This is a genomic window from Bacillus sp. AFS059628, assembly GCF_002571225.1.
Lineage (GTDB): Bacteria > Bacillota > Bacilli > Bacillales > Bacillaceae_G > Bacillus_A.
The window spans coordinates 1-25,666 of sequence record NZ_NVEC01000002.1; the positions used below are offsets into that span (position 1 = coordinate 1).

Annotated in this window: 28 protein-coding genes; 14 read left to right on the forward strand and 14 right to left on the reverse strand. The window is 36.9% G+C overall.

Annotated elements, in window-relative coordinates; genetic code table 11:
- Positions 1–108 precede the first annotated feature (108 nt).
- Positions 109–1,593 carry a cytosol aminopeptidase gene (pepA, locus tag COL05_RS00580; RefSeq protein WP_098667220.1) on the forward strand — a complete coding sequence of 495 codons (1,485 nt, stop codon included), beginning with the start codon at positions 109–111 and terminating at the stop codon, positions 1,591–1,593.
- An 83-nt stretch (positions 1,594–1,676) separates the two neighbouring features.
- Here the strand turns inward: pepA and cdaS are convergent, their stop codons facing one another.
- Positions 1,677–2,282 (reverse strand): sporulation-specific diadenylate cyclase CdaS, encoded by a 606-nt coding sequence (gene cdaS / locus COL05_RS00585; RefSeq protein WP_001209528.1) that lies wholly within the window; start codon positions 2,280–2,282, stop codon positions 1,677–1,679.
- Positions 2,283–2,425: 143 nt separating this feature from the next.
- Between cdaS and COL05_RS00590 the strand changes: the two genes are divergently transcribed.
- Positions 2,426–4,150, forward strand: coding sequence for a phospho-sugar mutase (locus COL05_RS00590; RefSeq protein ID WP_098667221.1), 1,725 nt, complete (start codon positions 2,426–2,428; stop codon positions 4,148–4,150).
- Positions 4,151–4,257: 107 nt separating this feature from the next.
- Positions 4,258–5,145, forward strand: a complete 888-nt coding sequence (galU, locus tag COL05_RS00595) for a UTP--glucose-1-phosphate uridylyltransferase GalU (RefSeq protein WP_002097988.1) — start codon at positions 4,258–4,260, stop codon at positions 5,143–5,145.
- Positions 5,146–5,250: 105 nt separating this feature from the next.
- Here the strand turns inward: galU and COL05_RS00600 are convergent, their stop codons facing one another.
- The 3 genes from COL05_RS00600 to COL05_RS00610 all read right to left on the reverse strand — a co-directional run bounded on the left by COL05_RS00600 (position 5,251) and on the right by COL05_RS00610 (position 7,622).
- Complete coding sequence (locus tag COL05_RS00600; protein ID WP_098667222.1) at positions 5,251–6,087, reverse strand: hypothetical protein; 837 nt, start codon at positions 6,085–6,087, stop codon at positions 5,251–5,253.
- A 147-nt stretch (positions 6,088–6,234) separates the two neighbouring features.
- Positions 6,235–6,828 (reverse strand): biotin transporter BioY, encoded by a 594-nt coding sequence (locus COL05_RS00605; RefSeq protein ID WP_098667223.1) that lies wholly within the window; start codon positions 6,826–6,828, stop codon positions 6,235–6,237.
- 50 nt (positions 6,829–6,878) lie between these two features.
- Positions 6,879–7,622 (reverse strand): DUF3298 and DUF4163 domain-containing protein, encoded by a 744-nt coding sequence (locus COL05_RS00610; RefSeq protein WP_098667224.1) that lies wholly within the window; start codon positions 7,620–7,622, stop codon positions 6,879–6,881.
- A gap of 95 nt (positions 7,623–7,717) precedes the next feature.
- Here COL05_RS00610 and COL05_RS00615 point away from each other — a divergent pair, with 95 nt between their 5' ends.
- A complete protein-coding gene (locus COL05_RS00615; protein WP_001140610.1) occupies positions 7,718–8,101 on the forward strand; it encodes a hotdog fold thioesterase in 384 nt (127 codons plus the stop codon).
- 40 nt (positions 8,102–8,141) lie between these two features.
- Here the strand turns inward: COL05_RS00615 and COL05_RS00620 are convergent, their stop codons facing one another.
- Together COL05_RS00620 and COL05_RS00630 are read right to left on the reverse strand one after the other, a co-directional pair.
- Positions 8,142–9,518 (reverse strand): glycine--tRNA ligase, encoded by a 1,377-nt coding sequence (locus COL05_RS00620; RefSeq protein WP_049111694.1) that lies wholly within the window; start codon positions 9,516–9,518, stop codon positions 8,142–8,144.
- A gap of 346 nt (positions 9,519–9,864) precedes the next feature.
- Positions 9,865–10,578 carry a DNA alkylation repair protein gene (locus COL05_RS00630; protein ID WP_098667225.1) on the reverse strand — a complete coding sequence of 238 codons (714 nt, stop codon included), beginning with the start codon at positions 10,576–10,578 and terminating at the stop codon, positions 9,865–9,867.
- Between the two features lie 117 nt (positions 10,579–10,695).
- Between COL05_RS00630 and COL05_RS00635 the strand changes: the two genes are divergently transcribed.
- Entirely contained in the window at positions 10,696–11,163 is a 468-nt protein-coding gene (locus tag COL05_RS00635) for a hypothetical protein (RefSeq protein ID WP_098667226.1), read from the forward strand.
- Positions 11,164–11,221: 58 nt separating this feature from the next.
- Here COL05_RS00635 and COL05_RS00640 read toward each other — a convergent pair whose 3' ends face one another.
- The gene (locus tag COL05_RS00640; protein ID WP_142337299.1) at positions 11,222–12,547 is read right to left on the reverse strand and encodes an ArsB/NhaD family transporter; all 1,326 of its coding nucleotides are present in this window, start codon (positions 12,545–12,547) and stop codon (positions 11,222–11,224) included.
- Between the two features lie 289 nt (positions 12,548–12,836).
- Between COL05_RS00640 and kapD the strand changes: the two genes are divergently transcribed.
- A complete protein-coding gene (gene kapD / locus COL05_RS00645; protein WP_098667228.1) occupies positions 12,837–13,460 on the forward strand; it encodes a 3'-5' exonuclease KapD in 624 nt (207 codons plus the stop codon).
- 41 nt (positions 13,461–13,501) lie between these two features.
- On the opposite strand, the gene kapB is transcribed toward kapD, so the two are convergent.
- Positions 13,502–13,885: a kinase-associated lipoprotein KapB gene (gene kapB, locus COL05_RS00650; RefSeq protein ID WP_001209345.1), complete on the reverse strand. Its 384-nt coding sequence runs from the start codon at positions 13,883–13,885 to the stop codon at positions 13,502–13,504.
- Positions 13,886–14,050: 165 nt separating this feature from the next.
- Here kapB and COL05_RS31135 point away from each other — a divergent pair, with 165 nt between their 5' ends.
- Positions 14,051–14,227 (forward strand): hypothetical protein, encoded by a 177-nt coding sequence (locus COL05_RS31135; protein ID WP_000982762.1) that lies wholly within the window; start codon positions 14,051–14,053, stop codon positions 14,225–14,227.
- A 68-nt stretch (positions 14,228–14,295) separates the two neighbouring features.
- Positions 14,296–14,835 (forward strand): superoxide dismutase [Cu-Zn], encoded by a 540-nt coding sequence (gene sodC / locus COL05_RS00655; RefSeq protein WP_098667229.1) that lies wholly within the window; start codon positions 14,296–14,298, stop codon positions 14,833–14,835.
- 47 nt (positions 14,836–14,882) lie between these two features.
- Here sodC and COL05_RS00660 read toward each other — a convergent pair whose 3' ends face one another.
- Complete coding sequence (locus COL05_RS00660; RefSeq protein WP_098667230.1) at positions 14,883–16,037, reverse strand: MalY/PatB family protein; 1,155 nt, start codon at positions 16,035–16,037, stop codon at positions 14,883–14,885.
- A gap of 117 nt (positions 16,038–16,154) precedes the next feature.
- On the opposite strand from COL05_RS00660, the gene COL05_RS00665 reads away from it, so the two are divergent.
- Complete coding sequence (locus COL05_RS00665; RefSeq protein ID WP_000537632.1) at positions 16,155–16,406, forward strand: YugE family protein; 252 nt, start codon at positions 16,155–16,157, stop codon at positions 16,404–16,406.
- A 150-nt stretch (positions 16,407–16,556) separates the two neighbouring features.
- Here the strand turns inward: COL05_RS00665 and COL05_RS00670 are convergent, their stop codons facing one another.
- Both COL05_RS00670 and COL05_RS00675 read right to left on the reverse strand, forming a co-directional pair.
- Positions 16,557–17,396, reverse strand: coding sequence for an alpha/beta fold hydrolase (locus tag COL05_RS00670; RefSeq protein ID WP_098667231.1), 840 nt, complete (start codon positions 17,394–17,396; stop codon positions 16,557–16,559).
- Between the two features lie 109 nt (positions 17,397–17,505).
- On the reverse strand, positions 17,506–18,498 hold the full coding sequence (locus COL05_RS00675) for a 2-hydroxyacid dehydrogenase (protein ID WP_098667236.1): 993 nt from the start codon (positions 18,496–18,498) through the stop codon (positions 17,506–17,508).
- Between the two features lie 253 nt (positions 18,499–18,751).
- Between COL05_RS00675 and COL05_RS00680 the strand changes: the two genes are divergently transcribed.
- The 3 genes from COL05_RS00680 (at position 18,752) to yugI (ending at position 21,034) form a co-directional block, all read left to right on the forward strand.
- A complete protein-coding gene (locus tag COL05_RS00680) occupies positions 18,752–19,249 on the forward strand; it encodes an Lrp/AsnC family transcriptional regulator (RefSeq protein ID WP_000255706.1) in 498 nt (165 codons plus the stop codon).
- On the forward strand, positions 19,246–20,436 hold the full coding sequence (locus COL05_RS00685; protein WP_098667232.1) for an aminotransferase: 1,191 nt from the start codon (positions 19,246–19,248) through the stop codon (positions 20,434–20,436). The genes COL05_RS00680 and COL05_RS00685 overlap by 4 nt, the downstream gene beginning before the upstream one ends.
- A 253-nt stretch (positions 20,437–20,689) precedes the next feature.
- On the forward strand, positions 20,690–21,034 hold the full coding sequence (yugI, locus tag COL05_RS00690; protein ID WP_000003767.1) for a S1 domain-containing post-transcriptional regulator GSP13: 345 nt from the start codon (positions 20,690–20,692) through the stop codon (positions 21,032–21,034).
- A 112-nt stretch (positions 21,035–21,146) separates the two neighbouring features.
- Here yugI and COL05_RS00695 read toward each other — a convergent pair whose 3' ends face one another.
- On the reverse strand, positions 21,147–21,380 hold the full coding sequence (locus COL05_RS00695; protein WP_000105789.1) for a DUF378 domain-containing protein: 234 nt from the start codon (positions 21,378–21,380) through the stop codon (positions 21,147–21,149).
- A 275-nt stretch (positions 21,381–21,655) separates the two neighbouring features.
- Between COL05_RS00695 and COL05_RS00705 the strand changes: the two genes are divergently transcribed.
- Positions 21,656–23,008, forward strand: a complete 1,353-nt coding sequence (locus tag COL05_RS00705; RefSeq protein WP_078419259.1) for a glucose-6-phosphate isomerase — start codon at positions 21,656–21,658, stop codon at positions 23,006–23,008.
- Between the two features lie 107 nt (positions 23,009–23,115).
- Positions 23,116–23,529: a YugN-like family protein gene (locus tag COL05_RS00710; RefSeq protein ID WP_142337300.1), complete on the forward strand. Its 414-nt coding sequence runs from the start codon at positions 23,116–23,118 to the stop codon at positions 23,527–23,529.
- Here COL05_RS00710 and COL05_RS00715 read toward each other — a convergent pair.
- Positions 23,516–24,511 (reverse strand): potassium channel family protein, encoded by a 996-nt coding sequence (locus COL05_RS00715; RefSeq protein WP_098667234.1) that lies wholly within the window; start codon positions 24,509–24,511, stop codon positions 23,516–23,518. The genes COL05_RS00710 and COL05_RS00715 overlap by 14 nt on opposite strands.
- Before the next feature lie 93 nt (positions 24,512–24,604).
- A complete protein-coding gene (locus COL05_RS00720) occupies positions 24,605–25,285 on the reverse strand; it encodes an MgtC/SapB family protein (RefSeq protein ID WP_098667235.1) in 681 nt (226 codons plus the stop codon).
- Between the last annotated feature and the right edge of the window lie 381 nt (positions 25,286–25,666).

The following is a 25,666-nucleotide window of genomic DNA, read 5'->3' on the forward strand; positions in this document are numbered from 1 at the left end:
TAAAGTTTCACTTTATAATACAGGTAAGAGTAGAAGTTAGAATTGTCGCATTTTATCGAAAATAAAGTTATAATAAAGGCAGAGTAGAGAAATTTAGGGGGTCTGAACATGTTTCAAGTACAAAAAGAATTAGGAAGCCATGAAGCGGTAATCGTTGCCTTATTTGAAGAAGAAAAAACGAGTAGTTTTGTACAAGAACTGGACAAAGCGTTTGAAGGGCAATTACAAGTTTTACTAGCAGAGAAAGAACTTTCTACGAAGAAGAAAGCTATTTCGAAAGTACATAGTTTAGGAAAAACAAATGTGAAACGTTATTACTTCGTTGGTTTAGGTAAGAAAGATTCTTATACGACAGAAACGTTACGTGCGGCTCTTGGTAAGGCGTTTAAAACGTTACAAGCAGCAAAAGTACAAGATGCAGCAATCTTACTTGATTCTTTCGTAACAGAAAAACTAGACGCAATTGATGTAGCTCACATTGCAGCAGAAGTACAAAATCTTGGTACATATGAGTTAGAAACGTATAAATCAGATAAAAAGGATCGTGTGGAGTTAGAGAAGTTCACGGCTATTACAGCGGAAGATGCACAAGAAATTGAAGCTGCATTAACAGTTGGCTACGTACATGGACATGCAACAAATTCAGCTCGTACACTTGTAAATATGCCGCCAAACGTATTAACAGCGACGAAGCTTGCTGAGTATGCTGTTGAGTTAGCGGAGAAGTATGATATGGATTATAAAGTTCTTGAGAAAGAAGAGATGGAAGAGCTTGGTATGGGTGCGTTACTTGCAGTAAACCAAGGTAGTGTAGAACCACCAAAAATGATCGCTCTTATTTATAAAGGAAAAGAAGAGTGGACAGATGTCATTGGATTCGTTGGAAAAGGAATCACATACGATACAGGCGGTTATTCTTTAAAACCACGTGAAGGTATGGTTGGTATGAAAGGTGATATGGGCGGGGCAGCTGCTGTGTTAGGTGCGATGGAAATTATCGGTGAACTTCGCCCAGAGCAAAATGTGATCGCTGTTATTCCATCAACGGATAACGTTGTAAGTGGGACAGCATTTAAGCCAGACGATGTAATCACATCTATGAGTGGAAAAACAATTGAAGTATTAAATACAGATGCAGAAGGTCGCCTAGCGTTAGCTGACGGTATTACGTATGCGAAAAAATTAGGTGCAAACTATCTTATTGATGTTGCGACATTAACAGGTGGTGTAATTGTTGCACTTGGAAATCATACAACAGGCGCAATGACAAACAATGAAGAGTTGTTTGAGCAAGTGCTAGAGGCATCTATGGAAACAGATGAATCCATTTGGCAATTACCGATTTTTGATCGTGATAAAGAACGCGTGAGAAATAGTAAATTTGCTGATTTAAATAACTCACCAGGCCGCGAAGGACATGCGGTTATGGCAGGTACATTCCTAGGTGAATTCGCTGAAGATACACCTTGGGTACACTTAGACATCGCTGGAACATCTGAATCATCAGGAGCGCATGATTTAGGGCCAGCTGGTGCAACAGGTGCAATGGTGCGTACACTTGCAACACTTGTTGAACGTTTCGGAGAAGAATAAGATAATAAGAGAAGGCTGTTCCAATATTTTGGAACAGCCTTTCTTATTGATATATGTGGTGTTCCGGCCAATGTAATTTCACTTTATAAAGAAATCGTATATAACGTCCCATTTAAAGCGAATGAAGTGCGACCTGTTTCTTCAGAGACAACTAAAATAAGGGCATCGCTTTTTTCCGATAATCCAATTGCAGCTCTGTGACGTGTTCCTAGCTCAGGATCAACTTCTGTACTTTTCGTTAAAGGAAGAATATTAGCAGCTGAGACAATATGATTATTTTTTACGAGAACGGCACCGTCATGAAGAGGGTTACCTGGATAAAATATTGATTCGAGTAATGGTGCAGTTAAATGAGCGTTTAATGTCGTTCCAGTTTGAATGAAAGCTTCAAGCGTCTCGTTTCGTTCCACAACAATAAGAGCACCATGTTTTCTGGCGCTTAAATGTTGGATAGCTGTCGTAATAAAAGATGAACTTTCCGTATAAGGTGATAAATATGCTTGAATATAGTATGTAGCTGCCAATGTTTGTACATTTGCTAACATATGATGAATATCTTCCATTTTGCATAAAATACATTCGTCTTCTTTATCGATTGCGCTCCTCATAATCGATAGTTCTTTTTCAGCAATTTCAATCATTTGCTTTGTTTGTATTTTGAGCTCTTCTGACAAGCCCCATTCGCGCATAATCCTCATTCCCTTTAGTGGAGTATTTAACAATAGTGTATACAAATATTCCTAGTAAAATCCTGCTAGATTTTATAAAATATTGAGATACAACATGTTTTTTTCATATAATAAAGGTATGACGAGCGAGAGGAGAGAGAAGAATGAATTGGAAACAAGAATTTAGTCGCTGGCTTTCTTACGCACAATTAGATGCAGAATTAAAAGAACAGCTAGAAAATATGAAGCAAGATGAGAAGAAAATTGAGGATAGCTTTTATAAAAATCTAGAGTTTGGCACAGGTGGTATGCGTGGTGAACTTGGTGCTGGTACGAACCGTTTAAACGTATATACAGTTCGTAAAGCAACAAAAGGATTAGCAAGCTTTATCGAAAAGTTAGGTGAGGAAGCGAAAAAACGCGGTGTTGTTGTAGCGTATGATTCTCGTCATAAATCACCTGAGTTCGCAATGGAAGTAGCTGCTACACTTGGTGCACACGGTATTACAACATATGTGTTTGAAAGCTTACGTCCAACGCCAGTGCTTTCTTTCGCAGTTCGTCATTTACATACAGTGAGTGGAATCGTTCTTACGGCAAGCCATAATCCACCAGAATATAACGGTTACAAAGTATACGGTGAAGATGGCGGGCAGTTGCCTCCAAAAGAAGCTGATGAGTTAATTAGCTACGTAAACGCAGTAGAAGACGAGTTAACAGTTGAGGTTGCTAATGTGGAGCAATTAAAAGCTGACGGTTTATTACATATTATTGGACAAGAAGTAGATGATGCATATGCTGCAGAATTGAACAATGTCATCATTAATAAAGAAATGGTGGAAAAGGCCGGCAAAGACTTAAAAATAGTCTTTACACCATTACACGGAACATCAAATCTTTCTGTACGCCGTGGTTTAAAAGAAGTTGGATTTACAGATGTAACAGTTGTAAAAGAGCAAGAGTTACCAGATCCAAACTTCTCTACAGTAAAATCACCGAACCCAGAAGAGCACGCAGCGTTTGAGTATGCAATTCGTGACGGTGAAAAGGTAGGGGCGGATGTATTAATCGCAACAGATCCTGACGCAGACCGCCTTGGTGTAGCAGTGCGTAATCATAATGGTGAGTTCCAAGTATTAACAGGAAACCAAACAGGTGCATTAATGCTTGATTATTTACTATCACAAAAGAAAGAAAACGGAACGCTTCCAGAGAACGGTGTCGTATTAAAAACAATCGTAACGTCTGAAATCGGCCGTACCATCGCGAAAGCATACGGTTTAGATACAATTGATACGTTAACTGGGTTTAAATTTATCGGTGAGAAAATTAGACAGTATGAAGAAAGCGGACAATATGAATTCCAATTCGGTTATGAGGAAAGCTATGGTTATTTAATCCGCCCATTCTGCCGTGATAAAGATGCAGTACAATCTGTCCTATTCGCATGTGAAGTAGCTGCATACTACAAATCACAAGGGAAAACGTTATATGACGGTCTATTAGAAGTATTTGAGAAGTACGGCTTCTTCCGTGAAGACCTTGTATCGTTAACGCTAAAAGGAAAAGATGGAGCGGAAAAAATCCAAGAGATGATGGCAACGTTCCGTGAAAATCCTCCGAAAGAAGTAGCGGGTTTAACAGTCGTGGCAGTTGAAGACTATAAAGCAAGCATCGTTACATCTTTACAAGATGGACATAAAGAAGAGATTCACTTACCGAAATCAAATGTGTTAAAATATCAATTAGAGGATGGTTCATGGTTCTGCCTACGTCCATCTGGAACTGAACCGAAGATTAAGTTCTACTTTGGTGTAAAAGATAGTTCTTTACAAAATAGTGAACAAAAGTTACTTACTATTAAAGAAGACATTATGAATCGTTTATAATACAAAGTAATTTTAAGTAGTAAGGAACAAAAGGGAGCGAAATCTCCCTTTTGTTTTATGTAGGAAATGATTGCTATTGATTCCGACAGGAGAGAGGGTATTTTGTGATGAAAAAAGTAAGAAAAGCGATAATCCCAGCAGCTGGATTAGGAACACGTTTTTTACCAGCAACGAAAGCAATGCCGAAAGAAATGTTACCGATAGTAGATAAACCAACGATCCAATACATTGTAGAAGAAGCAGTGAAATCGGGTATCGAAGATATTATTATCGTTACTGGTAAAACAAAGCGTTCTATCGAAGATCATTTTGATAACGCATTTGAACTAGAACAAAACTTATTGGAGAAGAAAAAATATGAGTTGCTTGAAAAAGTACAAGCTTCTTCAAAAATGGTAGATATTCATTACATCCGTCAAAAAGAACCGAAAGGGCTAGGACATGCTGTTTGGTGTGCACGTAAATTCATTGGCGATGAGCCGTTTGCAGTGTTACTAGGTGATGATATTGTCCAAGCTGAGAAACCATGTTTACGTCAATTAATGGATGAGTATGAAAAAACACTTTCTTCTGTTATTGGTGTACAAACTGTTCCAGAGTCGGAAACACATCGCTATGGAATTATCGATCCATTAGAACAAGAAGGTCGTCGTTACCAAGTTCGCAATTTCGTTGAGAAGCCAGCGCAAGGTACAGCACCTTCAAACTTAGCGATTATGGGACGTTACATTTTAACGCCTGAAATCTTTATGTTCTTAGAACAGCAACATGTCGGTGCTGGTGGTGAAATTCAGTTAACAGATGCAATCCAAAGCTTAAATGAAATCCAACGTGTATTTGCTTACGATTTCGAAGGAAAGCGCTACGATGTAGGTGAAAAGCTAGGATTCGTTCAAACGACAATCGAAATGGCCCTGCAACACCCAGAATTACGTGATGACATGGTTGCAATGATGAAGAAAATTTTAGAAGAACAAGCGAATCAAGAGTCTTAATATAGTGATATAATCCTCTTTTGGATGAGCGGTAAGGAACGTATTTACTGCTTCCTCTAAAGGGGATTTTTTTTGAGAAAAAAAGACACTCTAGAGAGAGTGTCTTTACTTTTGATCAATAGGCTTTAGCTCATCAGCTTTAGATTTAATTTCATCAGTAATAGCGATATTAATATTTCCAGCTGCTTTTTTGTATTCTTGAATCAATGCATTAACGTTTTGATTAAATGAAATTAAGCTACCACTTGGAGATTGGGCTTGTTCGTTAAGTGCAGTGATAATCCCATATATTTTTTTATATTCTTCGTAGGTTTCTTTATACTTATTAGGCTGTTCTTTTGCAGCTTCAGAGACTAACTTTAAATCATTTCCCATATTGCTATAAAATGTATCAACGGTTGTAATCATTTCGTCAATTTCTGTTCTCTTAGAACTTAGTGCATTATTGAAGTCCTGTCTTTTATCTATTGCACTTGACCATGTAGTTGAATACTCGGATAACACGTAAGATGCTGCGTATTTAAAGGTGTTTATATTATTATAAAAGGATGCTGCTGCAACTAAGTAATTAGCTTCTTTTTTCTTTTGGGCTTGAAGAGCTTGATACTCCTCTTCCATATTTGTTACTTTTGTTATCGTAAAGAGAAGAACGATGACGGATGTAACTGTTGTTAGAAATAGTATTAAAGATGTTATTAAAGATTTTTTTGCTGGTAATTTTCGTACTTTCTTAATTAACCCAATAACAATAAAGATTAAAGCCGCGCATAAACTAACTATAGTAAGAATTAAAAAGAAAAATGATAGGCCGTTTCCAAGGGTATAAGACATTCCTAACTCACTATTTCCGTATAATTTGTAACTAATGCTCATACCTAGTATGAAAAATAAAAATAATACTCCGGCACTTACTTTAATAAGTGTATTTTTTGATAGATTCACTGATTTTCCTCCAAAACATTGTTCTGATTAGATGTGCAAAATATATGATTTGCTGAATTAGCATAACAAAAATCATTTTCAATATGTGTCGTATATTGTCGAAAAAACAAAAAGAGTTATCTTAACATAGTAAGATAACTCTTTTTCTTATGAAATCGTCGAATGAGAATGCTGATAAGCAGAACGACGCACAGCATAGTATATGCGAGGTGCGATAATAGCACCGATAATTGTAAATGCAATATCTTTTACTGCGAACCACATCATAATCATCCAAGCAGCTTTATAGCTTATATTACCACCCATAAAGAGATTGACTGCCCCGTACATGTAAGTAGTACCGATAATATAAGTTAAAATGATTCCTGTGAAAGAGGCAATTGCAAATGTACGAAATGTTGGTTTTTCCTTTTGTTCTACGAGTTTTCCTGATACGTAAGCAACGATAATAAATGCGATAATAAAGCCACCAGTAGGATCTAAAAGTGCTCCAAATCCAGCTTTGAAGTTAGCGAAGATTGGTGCACCTGCTACTCCAACTAGCATGTAAACAGTCATTGATAATGCACCAAGTCTACTTCCGAGAAGAAGCCCTGCTAAAATTGCGAAAAATGGTTGCATAGATAATGGGATGCCCGCTACTTGCAGGAATGGTGCCCAAGATACAATATTTGCACCAATGGCCATAAGAGCAACGAACATGGCAGCTAATGCTAAATCTAAAACATGAAATCTCCTCATAATGTTAACCTCCTGTTGTTTTTAGGTTAACATTATCGTAGCGAAAATATTTACTTGTTGTCAATTAAAATATTTTGATAAGAAGGCTTCAAATACTCTCTTAACAACGTATACGGAATACGAAATTGTGGAATGCCGCTTGAATACGGCGCAATTTCATATAAAGGGAAATAGATGACGAGATTGTTCGGCTCTAAAAAGAAGTGAAACTTTTTCGCGCTCATGACCTTTTCAGTTGCATCGGGAAAATAAATGCTTTCATTTTGTTTAATTTGTCTTACAATCTCAGCGCGTATTACTTCTTTATATTTATCTTTTTGTTGAAATAAATCATCTAAGCGTAGTAACTTTTTTTCTTTTAAATCAAATGTATTTGCCTTCCACGTATAAAGACCGTGTGCACCACCTGTATATTGATAGTAATTCAAATATAGGCTGAGAAAAGGTGGTTTATTTAAGGAGACTTTATAATCAACATTCGCCACATATGGATGAAATGGTGTACTAGATCCTTCTGTTTCTTTATAATATTTTTTTGCGTCTTTTTCTAATCTGGTTTTAAATTTGTCAGTAGATTTTTTGTAATAGAAATTGAGCTTATTTTGAAATTTAGAATCAGAAAAGTTATGAAATGAAGGTCTATTAATTTGATATTCTATATAAGGTTTCTTACCTTTTTGCGTTACAGTCTGAACATCGATTGTCAGGTTAGATGCTTTGGCTGCTAGTGCACAATTTGGTACAATAGTCAGCAAGGAGAACATAAGCAGTAATATACAAAATTTCTGTTTCATTTAGGTGAAACCTCCTTATTTAAGTGTTATAAGTAGTTTGAAAATAAATAGGTAAAATTATACATTTAATTAGAGTAGGAGAAGGGGGAAACGATATGGCAAAAACTTTAATGGATTCACTTGGAATTGAGTTGTTAGAGATGACAGAAGATAAGGTGGTTGCTACGATGCCTGTTGATGAGCGTACGCATCAGCCATTTGGATTTTTACACGGTGGTGCTTCTGTTGCATTAGCAGAAACAGTAGCAAGTGTCGGTTCTTACAATTTAATTGATCAAGAAAAATGCATCTGTTTCGGTCTAGAAATTAATGCAAATCACATTCGCTCAAAGAAAGATGGAATTGTAACAGCGATTGGAACACCGATACATAGAGGACATTCAACGATGGTTTGGGATGTACGTATCATTGATGAGAATGACGATTTATTATGTATTTCAAGATGTACAGTAGCAATTAAAGAAAAACGTGAAAAGTAAAAAAGAGGCGGCTCTCATGAGCTGCCTCTTTTTCTTATAATTAGAACTGGATTTTCTTCTCTAAGAAACCTTTTAATTCGCTAATTGGCATACGAACTTGTTCCATTGTGTCACGGTCACGTACTGTAACAGCTTTGTCTTCAACTGAGTCGAAGTCGTAAGTGATACAGAAAGGTGTACCGATTTCGTCTTGACGACGGTAACGTTTACCGATAGAACCAGTTTCATCAAAGTCTACCATGAAGTCTTTAGCTAATTCTGCGAATACTTCAGTAGCACCTTCAGATAGCTTTTTAGATAATGGTAAGATCGCTGCTTTGTATGGTGCTAAAGCAGGGTGGAAACGAAGAACTGTACGAGAATCGTTTTCTAATTGCTCTTCTTCATATGCATCACATAAGAATGCTAATGTTACGCGGTCAGCACCTAAAGATGGCTCGATGCAGTACGGTACATAACGCTCATTCGTTTGTGGATCAATATAGTTAAAGTCTTCGTTAGAGTGTTCCATGTGACGTTTTAAATCGAAGTCTGTACGAGATGCAACACCCCATAGTTCGCCCCAACCGAATGGGAATTTGAATTCAATATCAGTTGTTGCATTACTGTAGTGAGATAATTCTTCTTCACCGTGGTCACGAAGACGCATGCTTTCTTCAGTCATACCAAGTGAAAGTAACCAGTTCTTACAAGTTTCACGCCAGAATGCGAACCATTCTAAATCTTCACCAGGCTTACAGAAGAATTCAAGTTCCATTTGTTCGAATTCACGTGTACGGAATGTGAAGTTACCAGGTGTGATTTCGTTACGGAAGCTCTTACCGATTTGGCCAATACCAAATGGAAGTTTTTTACGCATAGAGCGTTGTACGTTTTTAAAGTTTACGAAAATACCTTGTGCTGTTTCAGGACGAAGGAAGATTTCATTTGTGCTAGACTCTGTAACACCTTGGAATGTTTTGAACATTAAGTTGAACTGACGGATTTCAGTGAATTCTTCACTACCGCAATCAGGACATTTTACTTCATGTTCTTTCATTAAGTTAGCCATTTGGTCGAAAGTAAGACCGTCAACAACCATTTCGATGCCTTTTGCATCTAATGCATCTTCAATTAATTTGTCAGCACGGTGACGCGCTTTACATTTTTTACAGTCGATCATTGGATCGTTGAAGTTACCAACGTGACCAGAAGCGATCCAAGTTTTTGGGTTCATTAAAATAGCTGCGTCTAAACCAACGTTGTATGGAGATTCTTGAATGAATTTTTTCCACCAAGCTTTTTTAACGTTATTTTTTAATTCGATTCCAAGTGGACCGTAATCCCAAGTGTTTGCAAGACCACCGTAAATTTCAGAACCAGGGAAAACAAAACCGCGATGTTTCGCTAAGTTTACTACTTGTTCCATTGAATACATAATAAAATCCTCCTTTTGAAAGTTAACGTATTGGCGATGACGTGCTCAGATGCTAGTGAAACGAGCGGTATATGCTTTGAAAAACATAAAAAAACGCTCATCCCAAGGCTTAATTGCCTAGGGACGAGCGTTTGCCCGCGGTTCCACCCTAGTTGATACACAAAAGGTGCATCCACTTTATCACGTATTGCTCGAGACTGCCGTTTCCTTGCAGCTTCAGGCTTTCACTATCCCTGAATCGCTTTTTGTGCAAGTACTTATAAGTCCGTCATCGCTACTTATATTAATAATAATGAACATATTCTAACACGTTCTTTTTTAAATCTCAATAGAGGAACGTGTCTATCTATGATAGAGTCTCGCCTATTTTTTCGTTATTTATTCCGTAATTTTCTTTAATATGCTTAATTGCCTCACGTTTACTAAGCGGGGCAAGCTCGTTATTTTGCACGTATTCCCATACTACATCGGGGTTTGTTTTTGCATATTCGCGAAGGACCCAGCCAATCGCTTTTTGAATGAAAAATTCGTTGGAAGAATGTAGTTGTCCAATAATCCAGAAAAGAAGTTCTTCATCCATCTTTTGTTTGTATTTTAGTTGGAATAAAATAGCGGCGCGTTGTAACCATATATTATCTGATGTAATCCATTTCGGAATATAGGCAGAAATTAATTCCGGGCGTTGTAAAAAGATATTACCTAAAAAGGTAGGGACGATGCTATCAACAGTATCCCACCAAGACTTTGTGACAATGAGTTCTTCTAAGAAGGGGATATGAGTTTCGTTTATATGCTTTTTATATTTTTGCATAATATCAAGTGCGGTCGCTTGAAATTCACGTTCTGGTAAATCCCAAAGCTCACGTATGATAACTTGGAAGTCTTTTGAATCTGGGAGAGTATGTATTTGAATAACGTCTTTTAATAACTGTCTTCTCTCGGGAGTTTGAATACCGAGAAACGGGAAGTGATTTTTCATATAACGTGCCATCGGTTCTGCTTTTTCCGGATTTTTGTGAGCTATGAAATGTTCTTGTAGTGCTTTTACAAATGGATGCATCAGTTGTTCTCCTCTCTAATTATCTTACTCCTATTATTATACAGAGAGTTTGGTTGAATTTTAAAACATAACTTGTAAAGTAATGAAATATGTTGAGAGTAGAGAGGAGAGGATAAGATGGAAGATCAAGGTTTACTAGCAGGTTTCTTTGCTCTTAGTTTTGCGTTTATTCTTGTTGTATTGATTTGGGCAGTTATTGCGTATTTGTTAACGGCTTTTGCACTATATACGATGGCGAAAAATGATGGTGCAACGGATGGTGCTCTTGCATTTATTCCTTTTTTAAATAGTAAAGTATGGGGTGATTTAGCGAAAGACAAATTACCAGATTTCTTGAAAGAAGAAGCAGGATGGAAAGTATTTGGCATATATGTCGCATGTTTCATCTTTAACTTCGTACCAATTCTAAGTATATTAGCAACGGCTGTATCGATTGTGCTGTCTATTTATCTTATCTATGCAATTTTAGATAGGTACGGAACGAACTCTATATTATTTACAATTATTCATACAATCACATTTTCGGTTTTCTTACCGATTCACTTATTTATTATTCGGAATGAGCCGGTAAGGTATAACGAGTAAGTTTATTTTAAATATGTGTAATGAAAAAAGCGCTCTGATTATTAGAGCGCTTTTTCTACTACATAAGGTAGCGTACATAAATATAAATATGAGAAATGATTAATGAAACGATCATAATTGGGAAACCGACTTTTAGGAAGTCCATGTAGCTAAACTTATGTCCTTCGCGGCTTGCGATACCTGCAACAATTACGTTAGCAGAAGCCCCGATTAATGTTCCGTTTCCACCTAAACAAGCACCTAATGCTAATGCCCACCATAATACGTCGATTTGTGCGTCAGAAGGTGATAATCCTAGCCCAACTGCCATATCGTTAATAAGTGGGATCATTGTTGCAACGAATGGAATGTTATCAATTGTTGCCGAGGCGATACCAGATACCCATAAAATAAGGATAGATGCGTAAGAAATGTCTCCGCCCGTTATGCCAATTACTTTTTGAGCTAACATTTTAATAAGACCGATATCGATAAGTCCTCCAACGAGTACGAATAGTCCTGCGAAGAAGAAGATTGTTACCCACTCAACGCTTGCGAATACCTCTTCAATTTCATGTTCTTTCACACCGATTAACATAAGTACAGTAGCACCAGTTAAAGCGATGATAGCTGCATCAACATGGAAAATAGAATGAGTCATGAAACCTACAATTGTAAGTCCAAGTACTGTTAAAGATTTTTTCATTAATACTGGATCTTTAATATATTGCTTTTCATCTAAACTCATTAATTTCTTAACTTGTACAGGATCAGCAATTAATTGTTTACGATACATGAAGTAAAGGATTGTCGCTGTCACACCAATAATAATAATTACGATAGGTGCTAAGTTGAATAAGAATGCATTGAAATCTAAATGCTTATTTGCAGAACCAATCATAATGTTAGGTGGATCACCAATTAATGTTGCTGTTCCTCCAATGTTTGAAAAAATAATTTCAGAAAGTAAATAAGGAACAGGATTTACTTGCAGTATGCGCGTAATAGATAAAGTAACTGGAACAACAAGAAGTACAGTTGTAACGTTATCTAAAAATGCGGAACCAAGCGCAGTAAGTAAGGAAAGGGAAATTAAAATTTTAATTGGATTTCCTTGCGCTCCTTTTGCTGCTTTAATGGCAACGTATTGGAAGACACCCGATTTACTCGTAATGTTCACCAAAATCATCATACCGATGAGTAGCGTAATCGTCCCCCATTCAATATGTTTCGTAAAGGCGTTGTGTAAATCAACGACCCCCATAATTACCATGAGTGCTGCGCCAAGAAGTGCGATGACAGCGCGATTGATTTTTTCAGAAATAATAATGGCATATGTAATTAAAAAGACTGCGATAGCAAAATAATACTGCCAGTTTGCGAGCTCTTGCGTTGTTTCGTGCAAAACTCTCATCTCCTTTCATTCACTTTTCTTAGTGTGTCAAAAATTAACTAGATGAAACACACATAACGTCATTATAAAGTAGAAAAAAGGAGGATGTAAATGAAAGGGTTTATTTTGTCATATTTTCTGCATCGGTCATTTTTTCTTATTTTTAAAAATATTTGCGGGTATTTGACATATATATAAGATACATCCAATCTGAATATTTAAAATGGAATTAGCATTCGAGCTTGTTCGTGTAGGAGTGTCAAATAGAAAGGAATGACAAAGATGATAAGGAAGGGATCGTATGGATGAACAACAATTTTTATTTTTGGATTTTGAGTTTACGATGCCCCAGCACAGAAAAAAACCAAAAGGATTTTTCCCGGAAATTATTGAGGTAGGACTCGTTTCGGTTGTCGGCTGTAAAGTAGAAGACACATATTCAGCTCATGTTAGGCCGAAAACGTTTCCTTCATTAACGGATCGATGTAAGAAATTTTTAGGGATTAAACAAGAAGCTGTAGATAAAGGAATTTCGTTTCCAGAACTCGTTGAAAAACTTGCAGAATATGAAAAGAGATGTAAACCAACCATTGTTACGTGGGGAAATATGGATATGAAAGTGTTGAAGCATAATTGTGAAATAGCAGGAGTCGACTTTCCGTTCTTAGGGCAGTGTCGTGATTTATCAATGGAGTATAAGAAGTTTTTTGGGGAGAGAAATCAAACAGGATTGTGGAAAGCAATTGAGGCGTATGGAAAAGTAGGGACAGGTAAGCATCATTGTGCGCTAGATGATGCAATGACGACGTATAATATTTTTAAATTAGTAGAAAAAGATAAGGAGTATTTAGTAAAACCGGCACCTCCAACATTAGGAGAACTCGTTGATTTTTCAAAAGTATTAAAGAAAGTGAGTACACAGTAACGACCAAATTGCACAGTATGTAATTTGGTCGTTTTGTTTTTTTAAAGTTTGTAGTCTTTTTTTAACTGCTCTAATGTTTCTAGACTACGAACCGCAAAAGGTGAATCATCTTCAGAAAATGAATTCATTTGAGTTTCTAATGCTAATTTGAGTGACTCTGTATACTCTGGAATTTCTCCCTCATATTTCTTCACCATTTGCTCTGGAATATTTGTCTGTTCACGGAAAGCTAAAGCGCGTCTTTCATGGAAAAATGGTACGTCTGCTTGTTTTACGTTATGTAAGTCACCTTGCACTGGATGTTTTAAAACAGCTAATACTTTTACGACGTAACTGCCAGGGCGGCTATTTGTAACTTCGCCAATGTATTTTCCAGTTTTATAAATACCAGTAACGATTTCGCCAATTTCAAATGTTTCTCTCATATTTTTCACCTCAAGTTTATAGTAAGGAAAGTAGGAGAAGGAGTCAAAGAAATCATTCGCTTTCGGAACGACCCCTTGAGAATATGAATCGGTTCAACTATAATTTAAAATAATATAACAGAAAATTCTGATGATTTTTGAATCCTATAATAAGGAGTGTTCCGTATGATGCCTTTATATTTTCCGGAAGATAAAACAGAATATATTATTCCAGGGATTGTTTGTGTTCTATTCATCATTGGTGCGGTTGCCACGTGGCGTATGTTCATTCGTGTATCAAAACGAGAAGCAGATCGATTACAGAAAGTTGAAGAAAAGCTGTTAGCTGAGAAGAAACAGTAACTCATTTTTGTATGTTTCCCTCTATGCTCGGACAATCTAAGGGCAGAATGTATTTTGGAGGGAATAAAATGAAAAAACGGCTTTTTTTCAGTTGTTGTTTAATATTTCTGATGGCAGGTTGTGACCAAGGAAAGCCGAAAGAAATTGACGTGAAATTACATAATGCTTCAGGCGATGAAGTTGGAACTGCGAAAGTAGTGCAGCAAACAAGCGGAGTGAAAATTAAGATTAAAGGGGAAGGGTTCACACCTGGCCCGCACGGCATACATGTACACGAAATTGGTGAGTGTAAAGCGCCACGATTTGAATCATCTGGGAATCATTTTAATCCTGATAATAAAAAGCATGGACTCCTTAATCCGAAGGGTGCAGAAAACGGTGATTTACCAAATGTAATTGCAGACGGTTCTGGGAAAATTAAAGCAGAAATCGATGCGCCGCACATAACGCTTGAAGAAGGAAAAACGACGATTCATAGAAAAGATGGAGCGTCTATTATTATTACAGAAAACGCTGATGATGGTATGACACAACCGACAGGTAAATCGGGTGATCGAATTGCTTGTGGTGTTATTGTAAAAAAAGCGTCGGATATGAAGAAAAAGTAAAAGCTACCGTGCGCGGTAGCTTTTTTGTTAAATGACGATAGTGGCAACTATAAAGAAAACGTATGGCGCAGTCTATTTAAAATTTCTTCTAAAACAGATCTTGGACAGCCGATGTTAATTCGAATATGTTCTTCGCCGCCTAATCCGTATTTCTCACCAGGCTCAACGATGATTTTCCCTTTTTCCTCAAGCAATGTGGTGCGTTCGTCTTGAGAAAGTTGTAGGCGAGAGCAATCAATCCATAACAAAAAGCTACCTTCTGGCTTTGTTACAGAAAGAGCAGGTATGTGATCTTTAATATATTTACAAGCAAATTGAGCATTATCTTCTATATATAATCGAATTTCATTTAGCCAATCGTTACATTCTGTATAAGCACTTTGCATCGCTGTATAGGCGAATGTATTTAATCCGTGGAAACCTTGTCTATGTTGGATAGATGTAAAGGTGTGACGGAGTTTTTCGTTTGGAATGATAATAATCGATGCTTGTAATCCAGCGATATTAAATGTTTTACTCGGAGCCATACAAGTAATTGTGCGCGCTGCTAATTCTTCTGATAAGGAAGCAAACGGTGTATGTGTATGATCTGCGTAAATAATATCGGAATGAATTTCATCCGCGACAACAATTACATTATATTTCGTACATAACGCGCCAAGCTGTGTGAGTTCCTCTTTTGACCAAACACGCCCGATTGGATTATGAGGGCTACAAAGAAGCATAAGTTTGACGCCTTGTTGGAATTGCTTTTCTAAATGCTTGAAGTCTATTGCATATGTATCATTTTGTTTCTGTAATGGACTCACGCATAATTGTCTATTGTTTGTTGTAACCATTTCGAAAAATGGGGGATAAATAGGTGGTTGTACGAGAACGGATTCATTTTCCTTTGTGAAGGCCTGTATGCTCGTACTAAGAGCTGGGACGATTCCCGCGCTAAAGACAATCCATTCTTTTTGAATATCCCAGTTGTATTGTTTTTTTGTCCAGTTACAAATAATATCTCCAATATTTTCTGGAGGAAGTGTATAGCCGAAAATAGGATGTTCAATACGTTTCTTTAAAGCAGTTTGAATTGGTTGTGGTACTTCAAAATCCATGTCAGCAATCCAAGCATGGATAAGTTCTTCGTTTTTATATGTATCCCATTTTGTACTATGAGTTCCACGGCGATTGACTGTTTTATGAAATAGTTGCATAGGTTTGCCCCCTTCTTCTGTAAAACCGTTAAGTTATGAAAGTTCTCTCTCTTCTTATAGAATAGCTGATGTGATAGGATAAAGAAAAGTATTAAAAAGTGAAAAGGCGGGAAGCGAATGGGTACATATGAAAAGATGATAGAGGTTGTGAAGAATTGGGATCCGTTTCAAATGGGACCGGAGTTTTATGAAACAGAAGCGAGCGATGTTGTGAACGTCGCAAGTGTGTTTGATGATCCAAAATACATCGCAAAGAAGATTCAACATATATACTTTATGTCTTTTGAGGAAGTACCTGCGCTTGAGAAATGTGAGAAGTTAGCTGTGGAATTACTTGTAATAAAAGAAGGTGGAAGTTGTTCATTGTAGGCTGTCGGGATTTCCGACAGCCTTTTATCCCGCGTTAACGGACAGTAAAACTCCCACCTCAAAATTCAGTTGGAGCAAAGAAGTTAGGTGGGAGTCGGGCTGTCCGTAAACGTCCGATTGGTGAGGGCTGATTAAAGTTTCACTTTATAATTATTGCGCAGAAAAAGCGATAATTTCTTCATAAACACGTTCAGGTTTTTCTTCAGGTAGTAAATGCCCTGTATTTTCGTAAGAAATAAATTTTGAATTCGGTAAATCTTTGTGTAGACGATGACCTACATGTACAGGGACGACGCGATCTTTTTCACCCCAGATGAGTAGCGTAGGTGTTTCGATTTTTTGTAATTCAGTTGAAGATAAATCACCTTCACGATCTCGTATCATACGAGTTAAAGCGGGGAATATACGGTTGTCGTAAAAAGGAGCGGAGTAACCTTCCTTCATTTCATCATCAATTAATGAGTGATCATGAACGACATTCATTAAATTATGAACGATCCCGCGCCGGATAATCCAGTTCTTTACGTACAAATGAAAGAACGGTAAATAAGAAGAATATAGCAAAGGCAAAGCTGCACGTGCTAAATAGCTAGAGCTGCATAGTAAAATTGTCTTTGAGATTAATTCAGGACGTATACGGTTTACATAAAGAGAAATTTGCCCACCCATAGAATGCCCAACTAATACAATATTGGAGAGAGATAAGTGTTCAATTAAGTCGATAATAACCGTTGCTAAGTTGTGATAAGAATACTTAAATAGATGAGACTTATCACTTTTTCCGAACGGTGGTAAATCAAGAGCTAGTACTGTTCCTTCCTTCGATAGTAAAGGGATAAGACGGCGGTAGCTGAATGAGGAAGATAAAAAGCCGTGAACGAGTACGAAAGTAGGACGTTCTGTTTTATTGTCATGTTCATACAATTCGTAATGAACAGTAGTGCCGCGAGTGGAAAAAGTGAAATAAGGACAAGCATATTCGTGATTCATTTTTTGTCACTCCATTGATTTTTGTTCATATCATCTCCAAGGCAGAAAAAAATATGTTAACAAAAAAAGGCAAGATGACGATGTCATCTTGCCTTTCACTTATTCATTATTATGCGCGAACAATATTAGACGGTGTTTTTCCTTGTAATCCAGCGACTAAATTTTCAGCGGCTGTCATAGCCATTTGCCGCCTAGTTTTTAATGTTGCAGATCCGATGTGCGGTAAAGTCACAACATTTTGTAAGGATAAGAGCGGATTGTCTTTTTGAATCGGCTCTTGTGTAAAAGTATCGATGCCTGCTGCAAAGATTTTCTTTTCTGTTAAGGCATCGATTAACGCTTCTTCATCTACTGTTTTCCCGCGAGAAGCATTAATGAAGATGGCTGTTTCTTTCATTAATGAAAATTCCTTTTCTCCGATAAGATGATACGTTTCGTCTGTTAATGGAGTAAGAAGAACAATAAAGTCAGATTGCTTTAGAAGCGTCTGTAAATCACAATATGTAGCATCAAATTTTTGCTCTGCTTCTTCTTTACGACGACGGTTATAATATAGAACATCCATATCAAATCCGAATTTTGCTCGTTTTGCAACGGCTTCGCCAATTCTGCCCATTCCGATAATACCGATTGTACTATGGTGTACATCCAGCCCGAAGTGCTCTTTTCCAATTTCGGCATTCCATTCACCATTTTTTACGTAGGAGTCAAGTTCGCAAACACGGCGACCGGCAGATAACATAAGAGCGAAAACGAGGTCAGCTACTGTATCATCTAATACGTATGGTGTATTCGTTCCGATGACATTGCGTTTTTCCATCGCTTGTAAATCAAAATTATCGTAACCGACAGAAATGTTGCTCACTACTTTTAAGTTAGGAGCTGCCTCTAATAATTCTTCATTAATAGCAGATCCAAAATTTAATAAACCATCTTTATCTTGTATGTTCTCTAATAGGACATCACGAGGTACCTTCTCATTTTTCTCCCACTTTTCATAATCACAGTGTTCTGATAAATATTTTTCTACAAATGTTGGAACTGGTTCGGCAATATAAACTTTTGGTTTCACGGTTCCATCCCCTTTCGCTTTATCATGCATTTTTCCGCTGATTAAAGTTTCACTTTCCGCCGCTTTAACGAGCAGTAAGCCTCCCGCTGAGACAAAGAAGTGAGGTGGGAGATCCATTGCTCGTAAAAACCCGATTGGTGCGGGCTAATAATCCATGGGGTGAACCTTTCCATGGATTAAAGTTTCACTTTATTTTGACATAATTCACTAAAAAAATCTTCTTTTCAAACTGGAAAGGGTATTTGTATAATTTAGACACAAACGAAAAGGAAGGGTGATTTATATGGTGACAGAAAAGGAATTAGAATTATTAGCTTGTCTTGAAAAAAGTAGTCGATTAACTGTAGATACATTAGCGAAGCTATTAAATATAGAAGTAGAAGAAGTAAAGAAAATGGTTGAAAAATTAGAAGCGGAAAAGATTATCGTGGATTATGTAACACATATCGATTGGACGAAGGTAAAGGAACATACAGGTTTAACGGCGATGATCGATGTGAAAGTTACGCCAAAGCACGGCGTTGGGTTCGATGCGGTTGCTGAACAAATTTATCGCTACTCAGAAGTAAAGTCTGTGTATTTAATGTCAGGGACATACGACCTTTCTATTACATTAGAAGGAAAGACAATGGGAGAAGTAGCAATGTTTGTTTCTGAGAAATTAGCAACAATTGAATCTGTCGTTTCTACAACAACGCATTTCATTTTGAAGAAGTATAAGCATGAGGGAATTATTTATGAAAAAAACGATGATGATAAGCGAATTGTGGTGACACCATGAAGCAATTTGAACTATCTAGAGCAGCAGAATCGTTACAACCATCAGGTATTCGAAAGTTTTTCGATTTAGCAGCAAATATGAAAGGTGTGATTTCTCTTGGCGTAGGAGAGCCTGACTTCGTTACACCTTGGAATGTGAGGCAAGCGTGTATCCGTTCTTTAGAACAAGGATATACGTCCTATACAGCAAATGCAGGATTATTGGAGCTCCGTCAAGAAATAGCAAAGTATCTAAAAAAACAATTTGCAGTATCTTATGATCCAAACGATGAAATCATTGTTACAGTTGGAGCGAGTCAGGCGTTAGATATAGCGATGCGCGCCATTATAAATCCTGATGATGAAGTACTCATTATTGAACCAAGTTTCGTTTCTTATGCACCGCTCGTAACATTAGCTGGAGGAGTTCCAGTTCCGGTGGCGACTACTCTAGAAAATGAGTTTAAGGTACAACCAGAACAAATTGAAGCAGCTATTACAGCGAAAACAAAGGCGATTTTACTTTGTTCACCCAATAATCCAACAGGTACGATGTTAAATAAATTCGAGCTGGGAGAAATAGCATTGATTGTTGAGAAGTACAATTTAATCGTATTATCTGATGAAATTTATGCAGAGCTTGTATACGACGAAGTATATACAAGTTTCGCGAGTATTAAAAATATGCGCGAGCACACGATTTTAATTTCAGGATTTTCAAAAGGATTTGCGATGACAGGATGGCGCCTCGGTATGATTGCAGCTCCTGTTCACTTTTCAGAATTAATGCTCAAAATTCACCAATATTCTATGATGTGTGCCCCGACGATGTCTCAGTTCGCAGCACTTGAAGCGTTACGTGCGGGAAATGATGAAGTAATTCGAATGAGAGATAGTTATAAGAAACGACGTAATTTTATGACGACATCTTTCAATGAAATGGGATTAACATGTCATGTGCCGGGCGGAGCGTTTTATGTCTTTCCTTCCATATCTTCAACTGGACTATCTTCGGCGGAATTTGCAGAACAGTTATTACTAGAAGAAAAAGTGGCTGTTGTACCTGGAAGTGTATTTGGCGAAAGTGGTGAAGGATTTATTCGTTGTTCATATGCAACATCGCTTGAACAGCTTATGGAAGCAATGAAGAGAATGGAACGGTTTATAGAGAATAAAAAAAGGACAAAACACAATACGTTTTGTCCATAAAAGGGGGGGAATACTAGAAAGCCATGTGTTAGTATTCTATCCTAATATTGGAGAATTATACTTACTTAAGGAAATTTTTTCATGAATTTTGAATGAGCTCTGTCATAGTGGTATAATTTACTAATATAAGGTATGCGTATCCTTTGTAGCTTTCCTTAGGGTACGTATTAACTAATCGGATATTTAACAATAAATCATCTGCTTTGCTATCTACAATTGTAGAGAAAATGGTAAACGTATGGGAGTGTTTCATATGTCAGAACAATATACAACAGGAGTGGTTGTAACAGGGAAAGTGACTGGGATTCAAGATTACGGTGCATTTGTAGCGTTAGATGCAGAAACACAAGGACTTGTGCATATATCTGAAATTACAAATGGATATGTAAAGGATATTCATGACTTTTTAAAAGTCGGCGATACAGTAGAAGTAAAAGTACTTTCAATTGATGAAGAACACAGAAAAATGAGTTTATCGTTAAAAGCGGCGAAAAGAAAACAAGGACGGATTCTTATACCGAATCCATCTAAGGACGGATTTAATACACTGCGAGAAAAGCTAACAGAATGGATTGAAGAGTCCGAGTTAACAAAGTAAAAGAGGAACGCATATGAGCGTTCCTCTTTTACTTTTTCTTATGATATATATTTGCAAATATGATTGCATGCAATCATATTCGTATGTCGGAGGTGAAGTAAGGACATACTGACTAGCGAATTTCGTTCGTTTCTGGGTGAGTGCCAAGATTTTCTGATGGTTTAAAGAGTAAACCAAGATTGATAAGCCCAGAAATACCGACGATGCCGTAAATAATACGTGAAAGAGCTGAGTTTTGTCCACCGAAAATGGCTGCCACTAAGTCAAACTGGAAGAACCCGATTAGTCCCCAGTTCACAGCGCCAATTACAGTAAAGACTAATGCGATACGTTGTAGTGTACTCATGAAAAAGCCCCCCCTTAATTGTGAAGCATGAGCAAGCGATGAGTTAATTAACTCTTTTATAGAATGGTGTAGTTATGTTGTTTTTATACATAAAAAATATAAGAAAAAGGATGTATATACATCTATACCTAAAAATGCGAATTTTTATGCAAAAAATGAACTTTTTCTAAAAAATATATATTGGTTACGTTTACAATGTTTGAATCGCTTGATTTACAACTTCAGTTTCGCTAAAGTGAATACAGAAATACATATCCATAATTGGAGGGAAAAAGATGAGTACACATGTAACGTTCGACTATTCTAAAGCGTTATCCTTCATCGGTGAACATGAAATCACTTATTTACGTGATGCAGTGAAAGTAACACATCACGCAATTCACGAAAAAACTGGAGCTGGGAACGATTTCCTTGGGTGGGTAGACCTTCCGCTTCAATATGACAAAGAAGAATTTGCTCGCATTCAAAAATGCGCAGAAAAAATTAAAAATGACTCTGACATTTTACTTGTTGTAGGTATCGGTGGTTCTTACTTAGGAGCACGTGCAGCAATCGAAATGTTAAATCATTCTTTCTACAACACACTTTCTAAAGAACAACGTAAAACTCCACAAGTGCTATTTGTTGGACAAAACATTAGCTCCACTTACATGAAAGATTTAATGGACGTATTAGAAGGTAAAGACTTCTCTATTAACGTTATTTCCAAATCAGGTACAACAACAGAGCCTGCACTAGCATTCCGTATTTTCCGTAAGTTATTAGAAGAAAAGTATGGAAAAGAAGAAGCTCGCAAACGTATTTATGCAACGACGGATAAAGCGCGTGGTGCATTAAAAACATTAGCTGATAACGAAGGTTATGAAACATTTGTTATTCCAGATGATGTTGGAGGACGTTTCTCTGTATTAACGCCAGTTGGTTTATTACCAATCGCAGTTAGTGGCTTAAATATTGAAGAGATGATGCAAGGTGCAGCTGCTGGTCATGGTGACTTCAGTGCATCAGAACTAGAAGAAAACCCAGCTTACCAATATGCGGTAGTTCGTAATGCGTTATACAATAAAGGAAAAACAATTGAAATGCTTGTTAACTATGAGCCAGCACTTCAATACTTCGCTGAATGGTGGAAACAGTTATTTGGTGAAAGTGAAGGAAAAGATCAAAAAGGTATTTTCCCATCTTCAGCTAACTTCTCAACTGACTTACACTCATTAGGTCAATATGTTCAGGAAGGTCGTCGTGACTTATTTGAAACAGTTCTGAAAGTAGGGAAATCTACACATGAACTAACAATCGAATCAGAAGAAAATGATTTAGATGGATTAAACTACCTTGCTGGTGAAACTGTAGACTTCGTAAACACAAAAGCATACGAAGGTACATTACTTGCACATAGCGATGGTGGAGTACCGAACTTAATCGTAAATATCCCTGAATTAAATGAGTACACATTCGGTTACCTTGTATACTTCTTCGAAAAAGCATGTGCGATGAGCGGCTACTTATTAGGCGTAAATCCATTTGACCAACCAGGAGTAGAAGCATACAAGAAAAACATGTTTGCTTTACTTGGTAAACCAGGATTTGAAGAGTTAAAAGCAGAATTAGAAGAGCGTTTAAAATAATAAAAAGCGACCGGATTCCGGTCGCTTTTTATTATTTCATCGAAAAGTCCATCAGTATATTCAAACTAGAGTGGGTATGCTAAAGAAAAAGTCTAGGAGGGATGGGCTTGATTCAAATTCAATCAAATTTAGAAGGACGTACATATGCGTTATATAAGTTAGAAGAGATAATGAAGCCACTTGGATATAGCATTGGTGGTAATTGGGATTATGATAAAGGATGCTTTGATTATAAGATCGATGAAGAAGATGGCTATCAATTTCTGCGAGTGCCATTTACAGCAGTAGATGGAGAGTTAGATGTACCTGGTGTAATCGTTCGTCTTGGAACGCCGTATATTCTTTCGCACGTATATCAAGACGAACTAGATGATCATGTAAATACGTTAACAGCCGGAACGAGCGGAATAGATCAATTTGCTGAGCCGAAAGATCCAGATGGAGAAGTGAAAAGAAAATATATCAATATCGGGAAAGTGCTCATGCAGGAACTAGAAAAACATTTTCTTAATGGTGAATAACAATGAGTATGTCGCTTTCAATGAGAACAAAGGAATGGACTGGATTAATCATATATTGTTCGTCGCGCTTTATACCTAGTAAGAGAATGTTTTGCTTTAAAAGAGTATAGCTGCAATTTGCAAATGTTTGTCCGGCGCAGGACGGAGGAAGCTCCATTAGTTGTAATTTATTATCAGAGATTTCATTGTAAAGTGAGAATAGTACGCCTGAAATGGAAGGGAATAAAAGTGAAGCGGTAATTACATAGCTCGTTAGTTTATTTCCTTCTATAATTTCTGATGCACCAGCTCTCGTTGCATTTTGTATTTGTTCAGAAGTAAGAAGTTCAGCGATGCAGTGAATGTTTGGGTTGAGCCCCTTTGCAGTTAAAATGTTTAAAATGGATTGTGTATCTGCTAGGCTTTCATTTTTTTCTTTATCAGCTGTTATTAATATAGTGTGAGCTGTTGTAATATTAGCCTTTAATAACGTTTGATCATGGTGGGGGCAACCCTTTATAAATTCTAAATGATGAAATGGTTTTGGAAGTAAAGAAAGTGTTTCATCAATTAAAACGATATCAAGGTTTGGTTGTAAAACGTGCATTTGTTGTACAACATGTTTTGCCCGTTCGTTCCAGCCAACAATAATCATATGACCGTTAGAAGTTGCAGCTTCTTCTCCTTTAATTTTCATATATTGTTTATTAATCATTTCAGTAGCGAACAACACCATATAATAAGAACAAAATCCGGTTCCTAATAAAATAATCCCCATACCGATAAGTTTGCCCATCGTTGTATGTGGGGCAAAGTCACCGTAGCCAACGGTGAAAATGGTAACGATTGACCACCAAACTCCATCAAACCATGTAGTGAAGTGGAATGGTTCTAATCTATGTATAAGAAAGCCAGAAAAAGCGGTAAGTACAATGATAAAACAGATTAAACGAAAAATAATGGAATCACGAAATGTATCTACTAAATTTGGACGGGATTTCAAACTCTTATTCCTCCTTACTTTGCAGGACTACATTCATTGTTACCATTATAGAAAAAAGAAAAACTCTCTAATTGAAAAGAGAGTTTTTTTACGTTACATACTTTCCACTTCAGTTTGTTGAACACTTTCAAGATGCTGAAGGGCGTAATAAACATCAGCAGTATGGCTTTTTTGATCGATACACAATTTCAAATGTAAATAGTGTGAGCCATTCTCCAATGTTTTGAGCTTCATATTCTTAACCTTTATATCCATTTCTTTTATTTCTTCAATTACAATTGGAATATTGTCCATATTTCGTACAACAAGTTTTACTGCAATATCGCGCTGGCGAAATGATCTTGGTCCTATAAATTTCATTGTTAATGGTATAAGTTCAACACTAATCATAAGGAAACACATCCCGAAAATTGCTTCTATATAGAATCCGGCTCCAACAGCAATACCGATACCGGAAGCGCCCCAAATCATAGCGGCAGTCGTTAATCCTGCAATACTATCATTTCCTCTACGTAAAATAACACCGGCACCTAAAAAACCAATTCCTGATACAATTTGAGCGGCAAGTCGAAGTGGGTCCATATTCATATGATCGGTATGTGGTAAATTGTAAGCCGCTTTAATAGAAACAATCGTCAGGAGGCAACTAATGATAGAAATAACTAAACAAGTTTTTAAACCAAGTGGTTTCCGTTTTAATTCGCGCTCTAAACCGATGGCGAATCCTAAAATAGCCGAGAGACCTAGTTTAATTAATAAATCGGTATAGTCCATATGTATTCCTCCTTGTATGATATGGTATATGAATAAAACATTTATTATAGAAAGAAATGTTTTTGGGTAGAGTGACTTTATATAGAATATATGTAGGAATCTCTTAGAAATGAAAGGGATATTTCGTTTAAGTATATGATATTAAAAAAGAAATGTAGTTAATTTAAAAAAAGTTTTCAAAAGGTGTTGCATTTCATTTTTCACCATGATATATTAATAAGCGTCGCTGATGCGAAAACGCAGAAAACGACAAAAAAAGAAATTGAAAAACTTAGTTGACATCGAAAAACGAAGATGTTAACATAAGGGAGTCGCAAATGAGCGACCCATTAGCTCTTTGAAAACTGAACGAAACAAACAACGTGAAACGTCAATTTTTAT